A 12847-nucleotide genomic window follows, 5' to 3' on the forward strand; every position below is an offset into this window, starting at 1 on the left:
AGGCGCTGCGACTGCTCACCGCGGTCGGCATCCCCGAACCCATGCGCCGGATGCGGGCCTATCCGCACGAACTCTCCGGCGGGTTGCGTCAACGCGTGATGATTGCGATGGCGGTCGCGGGTGACCCCGAACTCGTCATCGCCGACGAACCGACCACGGCGCTCGATGTCACCGTTCAGGCCCAGGTGCTGCGGCTGCTGCAGCGGTTGCGAGACGAGATCGGTTGCAGCATCGTGCTGATCACCCACGACCTGGGTGTCGCTGCGCAGATCTCGGACCGGATCGCGGTGCTCTACGCGGGGCGTATCGCCGAGATCGGCCCCGCCGCCGAGGTGCTGGCCCGCCCCGCCCACCCCTACACCAAAGGACTCCTCGGCAGCCGGCTCACCCTGGAGACCGCACGGGACCGCAAGCTCGCGGCGCTGCCCGGCGCGGTGCCCAGCCCGGCGTCACCGCTGCCCGGATGTGCCTTCGAGCCGCGGTGCACCGCGGCCACCGGAGAATGCTCGACGTCACTGCCGGAACCCGTTGTCGTTGCACCCCAACGGGTCAGCGCCTGTATCCGGCCGATAGCGGACATCGGCGGCGTGGTGGCCTCATCGGACGTCGGCGAGTTGTTCCCGGTCAAGGAGCCTGACAGCGCCGACCAACCACCGGCTGTGGCGCTGGCCAATGTCACCAAGACGTTCGCGGTGTCTCGGCGGTGGCTGGACCGTTCGGCCGACAATCACGGAAAGCTGCACGCACTGCGCGGGGTGACGATGCGTGTGCGCCAGGGCGAATCCGTGGCACTGGTCGGGGAGAGCGGTTCGGGCAAGTCGACACTGTTGCGGATCATCGCCGGGTTGGAGAGTCCGACCTCGGGATCCGTCCAGGTGGCCGGCGGTCAACGCCCGCAGATGGTCTTCCAGGACGCGGGGGCCTCGCTGACACCGTGGCTGTCCGTCGGTGAGTTGATCGCCGAGCGGTTGCGGGCCACAAAGATGTCGGCGGCTCAGCGCCGTGCCGCCGTGGCGGAGGTACTCGAACGGGTCGGTCTTCCGGCCGAGGTGGCCAAAGCGCGCTCGGGAGAGCTGTCCGGCGGTCAGCGCCAACGGGTTTCGCTGGCGCGGGCCACCGTCGTGCCGCCGTCGGTGCTGCTGTGCGACGAGCCGACCAGCGCGCTCGACGTGTCACTGGCGGCGTCCGTCCTCAACCTGATCGGGGATCTGCGCCGCAGCCTGGACATGTCCGTCGTCTTCGTGACCCACGATCTGTCCGTCGCCCGGGTGGTGGCCGACCGAATCGCCGTGATGTACCTGGGTCGCATCGTCGAGATCGGACCGGCGGATCGGGTGATCGGCGACCCGGCCCATCCGTACACCCGGGCACTCGTCGATGCGATCCCCGACCTGGGCCGCGAATCACACGTACTGCCCGGCGAGCCGGCCAGCCCATTGTCCCCGCCGGACGGCTGCGCATTCCACCCCCGATGTCCGATCTCGGTACCGGCATGCGGGGGTAGCGAACTCGACGTCCGGTTGGAGGGCACACCGGGCAACCCCCATCACGTTGCATGTATCGAAAGGCGGGCGGTCTGATGGCGATAGCCGTTGCGTTCCCCACGCTGGCCAGCGGGCGTACCCGCCTGCGGTTGTCGTGGTCATGGCCACGGTCCACGGTGCTCAACTGGGCCGGATTCTCGATGGTGATCATGCTGACGTTGCTCGTCATCGCGGTGCCGCTGATCGCCCCGCACGACCCGCTCACACCGGTGGGTATGCCGCTGCAAGCGCCGGGCAAGAACGGATTCCTGCTCGGCACCGACAGCGTCGGCCGCGACATCCTGTCCCGCGTTCTCTACGGCGCCCGGTCCAGCTGGTTCGCCGCGCTGGTCGTGGTCGCCGTCGGCCTGGCGATCGGCGGACTGGTCGGCCTGATCGCCGGCGCGTCGGGAGGCTGGATCGACTCGCTGCTGATGCGGATCACCGACGCGTTCCTGTCCCTGCCCGCCCCGGTGCTCGCGATCGCCGTAGTCGCCGCGCTCGGACCGAGTTTCGTGCACACCCTGATCGCGGTGTCGATCGTCTGGTGGCCGTTCTACGCCAGGCTGGTACGCGGCGAGGTTGCGCGCCTGGCCGCCCGCCCACACGTCGAGGCCGCCAAACTCGCTGGGGTGAGCCGATTCCGGCTCGCGACGCGCCACCTGCTTCCGGGTGCGGTGCCGAACGCGCTCGTCGCCGCCAGCCTGGATCTGGGCACCCTGATCCTCACTGTGGCCGCACTGTCGTTCCTCGGGCTCGGGCAGGCCGCGCCGGCGCCGGAACTGGGTGCCGACTCGGCCCGGAACCTCAGTTATTTCCTGCAGCAGTGGTGGATCCCGGTGATGCCGGGTCTCGGTGTCCTGGTTCTGGCGCTCGTCGGCAACATCGCCGGGGATTGCCTGCGCAACCTGATGAAGAACCGCTGAGTGAGAGGAGTGCCTGAGTGAAGACTTTCGTTGCCTCCCGGCTGAGTGCGATGGTGGCCATCCTGATCGCCCTTACCGGAGTGATGTTCGTGCTCCAGCACGTCTCGCCGCTGGACCCTGTGAAGGCGCAGATGGGCGCACAGGCTTCGGCGCAAGCGGTTGCCGCCAGGCGCGAGGAACTCGGTTTGAACCAGCCGGTGCTCGTACAGTTCTGGCACTACCTGACCAGTGCGGTGACCGGTGATCTCGGAACCTCCTACCGCACCCGTCACCCCGTGTTGTCGGACCTCGGCAGCTTCCTGCCGGCGACATTGGAACTGGCGATGTTCGGGATCGCCATCGCACTGGTGCTGGCGGCCCTGCTGGCATTCAGCACCACGTTGAAGTGGCCTGGCGCGCAGGCACTTCGGGCGGTGTTGTTCACCGGTGCGGCGGCGCCGATGTTCCTGCTCGGCATCCTCGGGCTGATCGTGTTCTACCAGAACCTGGGGTGGGTTCCGGCCAATGGGCGCATCGCGGTGGCGAATCCGCCCACCGGGCCGACCGGCCTGCTCACCGTCGACGGACTTGTGCACGGCCGGTTCGACGTGGTGGTCGACGCCGTGCAGCACCTGATGCTGCCGGCCCTCGTGATCGCGATCGGGCCTGCCGTGGCGATCGGGCGGGTGCTGCGCAGCAGCCTGATGACCGACATCGACAGCGACTACGCGCGGACCGCCCGGGCCAAGGGGCTGTCCGAGGGCCGGATCCTGACGCGGCACGTGCTGCGCAACTCGGTCGGGTCTGCGCTGTCGATGACCGGTCTTCAAGTGGGCCTGATGTTCTCGGGCGTGCTCGTTGTCGAGCAGGTGTTCGGGTGGCCGGGCATCGGCCAGTACATCGCGCAGAGCATCCCGGTCGCCGACTTCCCGGCCATCGCGGGCGTCACCTTGATGTTGGGTGCGCTCTATGTAGTCATCAACACCGCCGTGGACCTGCTCCAGGCGGCAGCCGATCCCCGTATCGCAGTAATAGGAGGTTAGGTGCCCAAACAGCCACTCATCGTGGGTAATCCAGTTCTTGTCGTGGTCGACATACAGGAAGGCGGTGGAATGTCGGCCCAGGACGCCGGGATTCCGGTGATGCCCGGTCATGCCGAGCGCGTCGCCGTCGCCGAGAAGCTGCTCGCCGCAGCGCGTGCGGCGGATGTGCCGGTGGTGTTCTTCCAGGAGGTCCACCGGCCCAGCGGCATCGACTTCGGCCGCGAGCTCGACGGCACCGAGGGCGTCCACTGCGTCGAGGGGCAGCCCGGCACCGACCTGGAACCCACCCTGCGGCCGCTGCCCGACGAGTTCCACATCGTGAAGCGGCGTTACTCCGGTTTCATCGGAACGGATTTCGAGATCGTGCTGTCGGGCCTCAAGGCCTCGACGCTCATCCTCATCGGCGGACTCACCGACGTGTGTGTGCACTACACGTTCGCCGACGCCCACCAGCGTGACTTCTACGTCCGAGTCGTCACCGACTGCGTCGGCGGGTCGTCGCAGTACCGGCACGATGCCGCGCTCGACGCCATGGAGTACCTGCAGACCGGTGCACTACGAACCTCCGACGAGATCCTCGCCGCCTTCTCCGAACTCGCCACGTCCCAACCCGTTCTCGAAGGAGCCGCCCGATGATCAAGCGATGGAAGACCATGACCGCCATGAGTGCGGCGGCGGCGTTGATGCTGAGTGCCTGTGGCGGTGCGGATTCCGGGAGCGGCACACCCAGCGCGGCGCCGACCGACAAGGTGCTGCACCTGTCGTTCCTGCAGGACCCGGGCCAGCCGCCCGACCCTGACATCTACTACGCCGGCCAGGGTCTGCTGCTGACCACGAACATCTACGAGGGCCTGCTGCAGTACAAGGCGGGGACCGACAAGCCCGTGCTGGAACCTCTGCTTGCCACCGAGTGGAAGGTGTCGCCGGACAACAGGGTCTTCGATTTCAAACTGCGCGAAGGCGTCAGGTTCCATGACGGCACCCCGTTCACCGCGGATGCCGTCAAGGCGTCCTTCGATCGCAGACTGGCGGTCAACCAGGGGCCGGCCTACATGGTCAAGGACGTGGAATCGGTGACCCCACACGGTGATTACGACGTCACCGTCACCCTGAAGGCACCCAACGCGGCGTTTCTCGATTATCTCGCGTGCGCATACGGGCCCAGGATGATGAGTCCTCAGGGCCTCCAACAGAACGCGGGCTCCGATCACGCACAGAGCTACCTGACCAACCACGATCTGGGGACCGGCCCGTACACGCTCACCGCGGCCGAGGTCGGATCGCGCTACGCGGTGGCGTCGTTCCCGGAGTACTGGGGCGCCAAGCCGTATTTCGAGAAGGTCGAGATGCCGGTGATCACCGACGTTTCGGCGCAACAGCTCCAGTTCAACAACGGACAGCTTGCCGCGATCCTGCATGACCTGCCCTCGTCAGCGGTCCAGTCCTATCTGGACAACAAGGCATTCGCGAACTTCTCGCTGCCGACCATGATGTCCAACTACCTGTACGTGAACCCGCACAAGGGCATGATGACCGATGCCAAGAACCGCACCGCGGTGCTGCAGGCGATCAACGTCGACGAGCTGGTCAAGCAGACGTACTTCGGGCGCGGCGATGTGGCCGGACAGATCTATCCGCCCAACATGATGGCCTCGGACTTCGCCAATCAGGGTGTGGCTCACGATCCGTCGGTGCTCAGCGGCATCGCCGGGGGACTGCCCGCCGACCAGAAAGCCATCACGATCGGCTATGACTCGAGTAATCCCGATAATCAGCTGGTCAGCAATCTGCTTCAGACACAGCTTGCCGCTGCGGGACTGACCGCCAAGGTTCAGGCCTACCCGACGTCAGAAATCTACGGCTGGGTCGGTACCGACGGTCAGTCGGCTCCGGAGATCTTCACCGCCCTGGCCTGGCCGGACGCGCCGTCGCCGTACACCTGGGGGCACATCTCGTGGGATCCTGACGGCGGGCTGAACTACCTGGGCTGTTCGGCACCGCCGGTCACCGACGCGTTGGCCAGTGGCTTGCCCACCGGTGACTCCGCGGTGTTCTCGCGGGCCGGGCTGGAAGCGGTGAAGACCGGCTGCTGGCTCAACATCGCCGACGTCAACGACTTCATGGTGGCCCAGCCCTGGCTCAAAGGCGTCGAACAGTCCCACGTGGTGACCAATCCCAACTCTCTGCGGCTCGCCGCGCTCTCGGTGGGCTGATGGCGACGCTGGTCCGCAAGAGCGGAGTCCGCCACATCATCCTGCTCACCCTGGGTTGGGAGGAACTGCCGAAATCGGTGTCGGTGTACGGGGCGCCGGCCGCGGAGCGCATGCGCGAACCCGTTCCGGGCGTGTTGCTCCAGACCGATGGGGGCTGGGTGCTCCTCGACACCGGATTCAACACCGCGCTCGTGCGGGACCCCGCGTTGTACCGGCGGTTCTTCCCGACGGTGGAATACCGACCGGTGCTACCGGGGCCAGGTGAGCCGATCGAGCAGCGGCTCGCCGAGGTCGGAGTGGACTTCGACGACATCCACACCGTCGCGGTGAGCCATCTGCACCACGACCATGCCGGCGGGCTCAAGCTGTTCGCAGGCAAGGTCCCGGTGCATGCCCAGCGCCGCGAGCTCGAATACGGTCTGTCGAACCACCCTGAGCCGGAACGCAATGCGATCGTCCGGGTGGACTTCGACGATCCGAACATCGACTGGCGGCTGGCCGATGGGGAGGCCACGATCGCTCCCGGCATCTCCGCGATCCCGACGTACGGACACACGCCAGGGCATCAGAGTTCCGTGGTGGAGCTCGACGAGTCCGTCGGCGGAGGCGGGTTCGTGTTCGCGTTCGATGCCGCGGATCTGACGGAGAACATCGAGCATGAACTCCCCATCGGCGGGTACATCGACGTCGAGCCCGAGGAAACGGTCGAACCGATCCGCAGGCTCAAGAAGTTGGCGCGCGACAAGGGATACCAGTTGATTCCCGGCCATGACCCGGAGGTGTGGCCCGGTCTGACCGAGCACTTCCACGGGCGCTTCGGGCCCGTCACCGCGGAAGCCCATCATGGCTGATCTCGTGCTCCGGGCGCAGCGGGTGCTGATCGACGGGGAGCTCCGGCCGGCGTCGGTGGCGGTCACCGGCGGAGTCATCACGGACGTCGGGGAAGTGGACGCCGACGTGCGGGCACCGATCCAGATCGATGTCCCGGCCCACGCGGTTCTGCTGCCCGGTTTCGTCGACACCCATGTCCACGTCAACGAACCGGGCACGGACTGGGAGGGTTTCGAAACGGCAACCGCCGCGGCGGCCGTTGCGGGGATCACCACCATCGTGGACATGCCGCTGGATTGCCGTCCGGTGACGACCACCGTGGCGGCATTGCGGACCAAACAGGCGGTGGCCGAGGGGAACTGCCGTGTCGACGTCGGGTTCTGGGCGGGCGTCGTGCCCGAGAACCCCGGTGAGCTGGGGGCGTTGGCGTCCGCGGACGTCCGCGGGTTCAAATGCTTCCTCGCCGACTCCGGGAACCCCGACTTCGGGCATCTGACTCCCGCGCAGTTCCGTACCGCGATGAGCCGGATCGCCGAACTCGGTTCGGTGCTGTTGGTACACGCCGAAAGCCATCGGGTTATCGCCGGCAGCGCGCCGCCGCACGGGCGGCACTACTCGTCGTTTCTGCGTTCCCGTCCCGATGCCGCCGAAGAGGATGCGGTGGGGCTCGTGATCGATACGGCGGCCGCGAGTGGCGCCCGCGCCCACATCGTGCACGTATCCAGTGCGAACGTGCTGCCGATGCTTGCCGACGCCAAACGCGCGGGTATCCCGGTGACAGCCGAGACCTGTCCGCACTACTTGACGTTCACGGCCGAGGCGATTCCCGACGGCGGCACGGAGTTCGCCGCCTGCCCACCTGTCCGAGACGCCGCCAACCGCGACCGGCTGTGGGACGGCCTGCTGGACGGGACCCTGGACATGGTGGTGTCGGATCACTCACCGTGCTCCCCGAAGCTCAAGGCGGACGGGGATTTCGGGCGGGCCTTCGGCGGTGTCAGCTCATTGCAGGTCGGGCCGAGCGCGGTGTGGGCACATGCGGCGCAACGCGGGTTCGGACTGCCCGATCTGAGCCGCTGGATGTCGCAGCAGCCCGCCGCGCTGGCCGGGTTTGCCGACCGGGGGAGCATCGCGCCGGGTCTGCGGGCGGACCTGTGCGCCTTCGATCCCGATGCGGAGACGCCCGTGCGCACCGATGATCTGCGCCACCGTCACCGCGTGAGCCCGTACGACGGCGTGACGGTCCGGGGTGCGGCGCTGCAAACCTGGGTGGCCGGCGTGCCGGTGCTGGAGACGGTGGCCGCATGAGGATCCTGGTGCTCAATCCCAACACGTCGGGGTCGATGACCGCCGAGATCGCGGCTGCTGCCACCGAAGTGGCTCATGCCGGTACCGAGATCATCTGTCTGGCACCGCGGTTCGGCAGCGTGGCGATCGACTCGGCAGCCGAGAGCTACCTGGCCGCCGTCGGCATGATGGACCAGATCGCCAGGCTGACCGAAGCCGGCGAGTTCGATTTCGACGCCGTCGTCGTGGCCGGATTCGGTGAGCACGGCAGGGATGCCCTCGCCGAAATGCTGACCGTGCCGGTGTTCGACATCGCCGAATGTTCGGCTCACGTCGCGCATCTGATCGGCCGGAGGTTCTCCGTCGTGACCACGCTCGCCCGATCGATCGCGCCGATCGAAGACCGGCTGCTGCTGGCCGGGCTCGACGCACACTGTGCGTCGGTGCGGGCCTGCGGACTCGACACCGCCACAGTCGATGCCGATCCGGAAGGCGCGATCCAGGCCATCGTGGACGAGGCAGCGCGAGCGGTCACCGAAGACGGAGCCGACGTGATCTGCCTGGGGTGTGCGGGGATGTCCGGGGTCGTCGACGCGGTCACCGCCAAGCTGGGCGTGCCCGTCGTCGACGGGGTTGCCGCGGCGGTCGGTCTCGCCCAGGCGGTGGTCGGACTGGGGTTGTCGACCAGCAAGGCCGGGGTCTACGCACCGGGTCCGGACAACCCGCGCAGCCACTGGCCGATCTCGCATGCCCTCGGAGTGGACGGATGATCCCGGCAGTGCCGGGGGTGGACCTCGCCTCACGGGTCCTCGGCGGCAGCGTGGTGGCCGCCAGCGACGAATCGTTCGGCTTCAAGGAGCGGCTGGTCGATCCGGCCGAGCCGGCGTTCGTGCCGGGCACCTTCGATCTGCGCGGGGAGGTCGTCGACGGCTGGGAGACCCGTCGCCATGCCGGGCCCGGCGGCGACTGGGCGATCGTGCGTCTGGGTGCGCCGGGGCGGCTGTGCGCCGTCGACGTCGACACCCGCTCCTTCTCGGGCAACCATCCGCAAGCCTGCCGCCTGGAGGCGGCCGTGCTCGCACCGAGCGCGGACGCCACGGATCCCGGCGTGCAATGGACCACCATCGTGGAATCCACCGCGTTGAAACCCGATTCGAACAACCTGATGGCGGTGACCGACCGCCGTCGCTGGACGCATCTACGGCTGTCTCTGTCGACCGACGGTGGTGTGGCTCGGTTGCGCGCCTATGGCGAGGTGATACCCGACCCGGCGTTGTGGAATGACGTCACCATCGAGGTGTCCGGTCTGGAACAGGGCGGCCGTGTCGAATGGTGCAGCGACGCGTTCTATTCCGATGCCGGTTCGCTGGTGGCCCCCGACCGGCCGCGCAACATGGGCGATGGCTGGGAAACGCGCCGGCGCCGGGACGTCGGCCCGGAGGATCACGACGCGGTGGTGATCTCCTTCGCCGTACCGAGCGATCTGAAGCGCATCGAGATCGACACGTCCTGTTTCGTGTTCAACGCGTCGCTGGAGGTGGCCGTTCTCGGCACCGGGGTACAGGCGGACGACGAACATGGCTGGGCGGCGGTGCCATTCGACATTCCGGTGCTCAGCCGCGTCCGACTGGCCGCCGACGCCAGGCAGGTGTTCGTGGTCGATGCCCGTGGCGTCACCGCCTTGCGGGTGCAGGCGTATCCCGACGGCGGGATCGCCAGGGTGCGCGCGTCGGGAACGCCGACCGCCCAAGGGCTGCAAAAGCTTCGAGAGCAATGGACGGAGTGCTCGTGAGCGATGTTCTCGCATCGGACTGCGCGGGATTGTGGCGGCGCACCCTACTGATCGAGGCCGACGGATCACGTGACACCGGAACGGACGTCTTGTGGTTGCAGGCCGGCTGCGCCTACGTCGACTCCCGTGGCTTCGGCGGTGAGCTGGTCCAGCGTGGCACCGTGTTCTCCTGGCGACGCGATGTCGAGCTGACGCCGTCGGGCCCGGCTCCCGACGAGGGTGAGATGCGTTGGGACGGTGACACGCTGATCGAGGCCGGCGTGCACGAGGACTACGTCGAGCATTGGGTGCGCGATCGGTGTCCGACGACGCCTCACGGCGGGTTTTTCCTGCGCGCACCCGACGGAGACCAGGCCCTCTTGGTGCGGGTCGGGCCGATCTTCGGGTGGCTGGGCGCCGGTGAGGCGGTGATCGACACGGTGGGCGGACCGCGATGGGCCGCACTCGCCATCGCATTGGAAGATAAGCAGATTCAGGCCAACGGCGTGCTCTGGGTCGTGGAACGAACTGAAGGGACAGTGAATCTGTGAGTGGCACAACATCGTTGGCGGCGTTCATGTCCGTGCCGATCATCGACATCAGCGGGCTGCGTTCGCCCCGGCGGGACGAGCGGGAACGGGTAGCGGCCGAGATCGGCGCGGCGGCGCGTGAGGTCGGCTTCTTCTACATCAGCGGATCCGGCATCGAGGAAGCGGTATTCGAGCGGATGCTCGCCGCCACCAAGCAGTTCTTCGCACTGCCGCTGGAGGATAAGATGCGCAGCTACATCGGGCTGTCGCAGTGTCACCGCGGTTATGTGCCGGTAGGGGAGGAGGGCCTCGAATCCGACAGCCCTCCCGACCTGAAGGAAGCCTTCGACACCGCGCTCGACCTGCCGGCCGACGATCCCGACCATCTGGCGGGCAACCCGATGCTCGGCCCGAACACCTGGCCCGATCTCCCCGGATTCGCCGAAGCGGTGACGCCCTACTACCAGGCTGTGATCGACGTCGGCCGGCAACTGTTGTGGGCGTTCGCGGTGGCGCTGGGGGAGGACCCCGAGGTGTTCTCCCGGCACGCCACGAAGACACCCAGCCAACTCCGGTTGATGCACTACCCGTACAACGCCGACGCGCAGGACGGACAGGGTATCGGCGCGCACACCGACTACGAGTGCTTCACGCTGCTCAAGCCCACCGCGCCCGGCCTGGAGGTGCTCAACGGCGCCGGCGAGTGGATCGACGTGCCGCCGGTGGACGGGACGTTCGTCGTCAACATCGGAGATCTGCTCGAACTGTGGACCAACGGAACGTTCGTGGCGACCAGTCACCGGGTGCGCCGGGTGGCGCAGGAGCGCTACTCGTTCCCGCTGTTCTTCAACGTCGACTATCACACCGAGGTGAAACCGCTGCCCCGGTTCGTCACGGCCGACGGGCCCCAGCGTGCGGCGCTGCGAGCCGGTGAGCATCTGTTCGCCCAGACCGCGCAGACCTTCACGTATCTGCGCCGCCGCATGCAGGCGGGGGAACTGGTGCTACCCGACGGGTCGCTGGCCATCGGCCAATTCGGCCAGCAGGCCGTGTACGGAGTCGACGGCCGGATCAGTTGATCGGGGCGTTCACCCAGCGCAGGTCATCGAGGATGCCGCGGGCGGCCACGATGTTCTGACCGGTCTGCCAGACCTCGTTGTTCACCACGAACACCCGGTTGTCCTTGGCGGCGGACAGGGCCCGCCAGGCTGGGCTCTGCAGGATCTTGGGTGCGTTGTCCTTGGCCGCCGCGGATGCGAACGAGACGTAGACGATGTCCGCGTCGGCGATGCGGTAGTCGGCGTCGGCAGTGCCGAGCTCTTCGTAGGGTTTGTCGGTAAACCGTTGCGCGGCAGGGCGATCCAATCCGACCGTGGCCAGCACGCTGCCGGCGAAGGTGTCGGCGCCGTACACGCGGACGGTGTTCTCGGTCAGCTGCACCACCGAGGCCTGGAAGTGCCCGGCGTCGTTCTGGGCTCCGGTGTCGCGGGCGGCATCGTCGAATTTCGCGATCAGGTCGGCTGCGGCGTCCCTGCGACCCGTCGCCTCGCCCACCGCGCGCAGTGTGTCGCGCCAGGCGGCCCCGGGCGCCCCGGTGAACACGGTCGGGGCGATCGCCGACAGCGCGCCGAACGACGCAGGAGTGAGGCTCGCGGAGCCGAGGATCAGTTCAGGGTTGGCCGTCTTGACGGCCTCGAGGTCCGGCGCGTTCCGGGAACCGGCCGGGGCGACCCCGTGCACGACGGCGCCCAGATAGGAGGGCTGCTCGGACGAACCGTCCGGAAGTGCGGCCGCGACGATGCGGGACTGCAGACCCAGCGCGCACAACGCATCGAGCTGGTCTCCGGACAACGCGACGATGCGCTGCGGGTCGCCGCGCACCTCAGTGGACTCCGGAATGTCCGCGCCCTCTGCCCTGGCATTGCGGACGTCGCGCGCCGACTGATCGACGGCGGCCGGCTCGGCCGCGCAGGATTCGTCGGGACGGCGCTGATTACCCAGCACGCCGGAATCGGCGATCTTGGTGACACTGGTCGTCATCGACGTCTGCGCCTGCTGCGTCTGCTCGGCAGAGCCGCACCCACTGGCGAGGGTCGCGGCCGCGGCGATCACCGCGACTGCGGCGCGGGGTCGGTTGGTCAGCACCGGGCGACCGTAACATTCACCGCTTAGTCGCTGGTCAGGACCTCGCGGCCGAAAGACGCGGCGCTGCGGCGCCACGCAGTACGACAGTTTGTAGGACCCAGGGACGCCGAGGCCGCCGGGAGCGTTAGGATTCAGTTCGATAAGCGGGATTTCCCGACGAATCTTTGGAGGATCTCTTGGTAGCCGAAGCGCCCCCAATCGGAGAACTCGAGGCACGTCGTCCTTTTCCGGAACGGATGGGCCCCAAGGGCAACCTGATCTACAAGCTCATCACGACGACCGATCACAAGCTGATCGGCATCATGTACTGCGTCGCCTGCTTCGCCTTCTTCTTCATCGGCGGACTGATGGCGCTGTTCATGCGTACCGAACTGGCGATGCCTGGCCTGCAGTTCCTGAGCAATGAGCAGTTCAACCAGCTGTTCACCATGCACGGCACGGTGATGCTGCTGTTCTACGCCACCCCGATCGTGTTCGGGTTCGCCAACCTGGTGCTCCCGCTGCAGATCGGCGCGCCCGACGTGGCATTCCCGCGGCTGAACGCCCTGTCGTTCTGGCTGTTCCTGTTCGGCGCGCTGATCGCCCTCGGCGGCTTCATC

At 67.5% G+C, this 12847-nt stretch carries 13 protein-coding genes; 12 read left to right on the forward strand and 1 reads right to left on the reverse strand.

All coding sequences use genetic code 11. From position 1 onward, the window contains the following. The 11 genes from TX88_RS13140 to TX88_RS13190 all read left to right on the forward strand — a co-directional run. Positions 1–1580: dipeptide ABC transporter ATP-binding protein (locus TX88_RS13140; RefSeq protein ID WP_044519370.1), on the forward strand; the 1580-nt coding region annotated here is incomplete at its 5' end. After that, entirely contained in the window at positions 1580–2449 is an 870-nt protein-coding gene (locus TX88_RS13145) for an ABC transporter permease (protein ID WP_209446977.1), read from the forward strand. The genes TX88_RS13140 and TX88_RS13145, both read left to right, overlap by 1 nt. Positions 2450–2466: 17 nt before the next feature. After that, on the forward strand, positions 2467–3471 hold the full coding sequence (locus TX88_RS13150) for an ABC transporter permease (RefSeq protein ID WP_044517362.1): 1005 nt from the start codon (positions 2467–2469) through the stop codon (positions 3469–3471). Beyond that, positions 3472–4107: a cysteine hydrolase family protein gene (locus TX88_RS13155; protein ID WP_044517364.1), complete on the forward strand. Its 636-nt coding sequence runs from the start codon at positions 3472–3474 to the stop codon at positions 4105–4107. Next, positions 4104–5684, forward strand: coding sequence for an ABC transporter substrate-binding protein (locus TX88_RS13160; protein WP_044517366.1), 1581 nt, complete (start codon positions 4104–4106; stop codon positions 5682–5684). Before TX88_RS13155 ends, TX88_RS13160 begins: the two co-directional genes overlap by 4 nt. Then, positions 5684–6535, forward strand: a complete 852-nt coding sequence (locus tag TX88_RS13165; protein WP_044517369.1) for an N-acyl homoserine lactonase family protein — start codon at positions 5684–5686, stop codon at positions 6533–6535. The genes TX88_RS13160 and TX88_RS13165 overlap by 1 nt, the downstream gene beginning before the upstream one ends. Next, complete coding sequence (allB, locus tag TX88_RS13170) at positions 6528–7823, forward strand: allantoinase AllB (protein WP_044517371.1); 1296 nt, start codon at positions 6528–6530, stop codon at positions 7821–7823. The genes TX88_RS13165 and allB overlap by 8 nt, the downstream gene beginning before the upstream one ends. Then, entirely contained in the window at positions 7820–8572 is a 753-nt protein-coding gene (locus TX88_RS13175; protein WP_044517373.1) for an aspartate/glutamate racemase family protein, read from the forward strand. Before allB ends, TX88_RS13175 begins: the two co-directional genes overlap by 4 nt. Next, a complete protein-coding gene (gene alc, locus TX88_RS13180) occupies positions 8569–9594 on the forward strand; it encodes an allantoicase (protein WP_044517374.1) in 1026 nt (341 codons plus the stop codon). The genes TX88_RS13175 and alc overlap by 4 nt, the downstream gene beginning before the upstream one ends. Next, positions 9591–10124, forward strand: a complete 534-nt coding sequence (locus TX88_RS13185; protein ID WP_044519372.1) for a hypothetical protein — start codon at positions 9591–9593, stop codon at positions 10122–10124. Before alc ends, TX88_RS13185 begins: the two co-directional genes overlap by 4 nt. After that, a complete protein-coding gene (locus TX88_RS13190) occupies positions 10121–11182 on the forward strand; it encodes an isopenicillin N synthase family dioxygenase (RefSeq protein WP_044517376.1) in 1062 nt (353 codons plus the stop codon). The genes TX88_RS13185 and TX88_RS13190 overlap by 4 nt, the downstream gene beginning before the upstream one ends. Here TX88_RS13190 and TX88_RS13195 read toward each other — a convergent pair. Then, positions 11175–12248 carry an iron-siderophore ABC transporter substrate-binding protein gene (locus TX88_RS13195; RefSeq protein WP_044517378.1) on the reverse strand — a complete coding sequence of 358 codons (1074 nt, stop codon included), beginning with the start codon at positions 12246–12248 and terminating at the stop codon, positions 11175–11177. The genes TX88_RS13190 and TX88_RS13195 overlap by 8 nt on opposite strands. A gap of 176 nt (positions 12249–12424) precedes the next feature. On the opposite strand from TX88_RS13195, the gene TX88_RS13200 reads away from it, so the two are divergent. Further along, a partial coding sequence (locus tag TX88_RS13200; RefSeq protein ID WP_209446978.1) for a cbb3-type cytochrome c oxidase subunit I occupies positions 12425–12847 on the forward strand: 423 nt, incomplete at its 3' end.

Origin of the sequence: Mycolicibacterium septicum DSM 44393 (assembly GCF_000455325.1) — a bacterium.
Taxonomy (GTDB): Bacteria; Actinomycetota; Actinomycetes; order Mycobacteriales; family Mycobacteriaceae; genus Mycobacterium; species Mycobacterium septicum.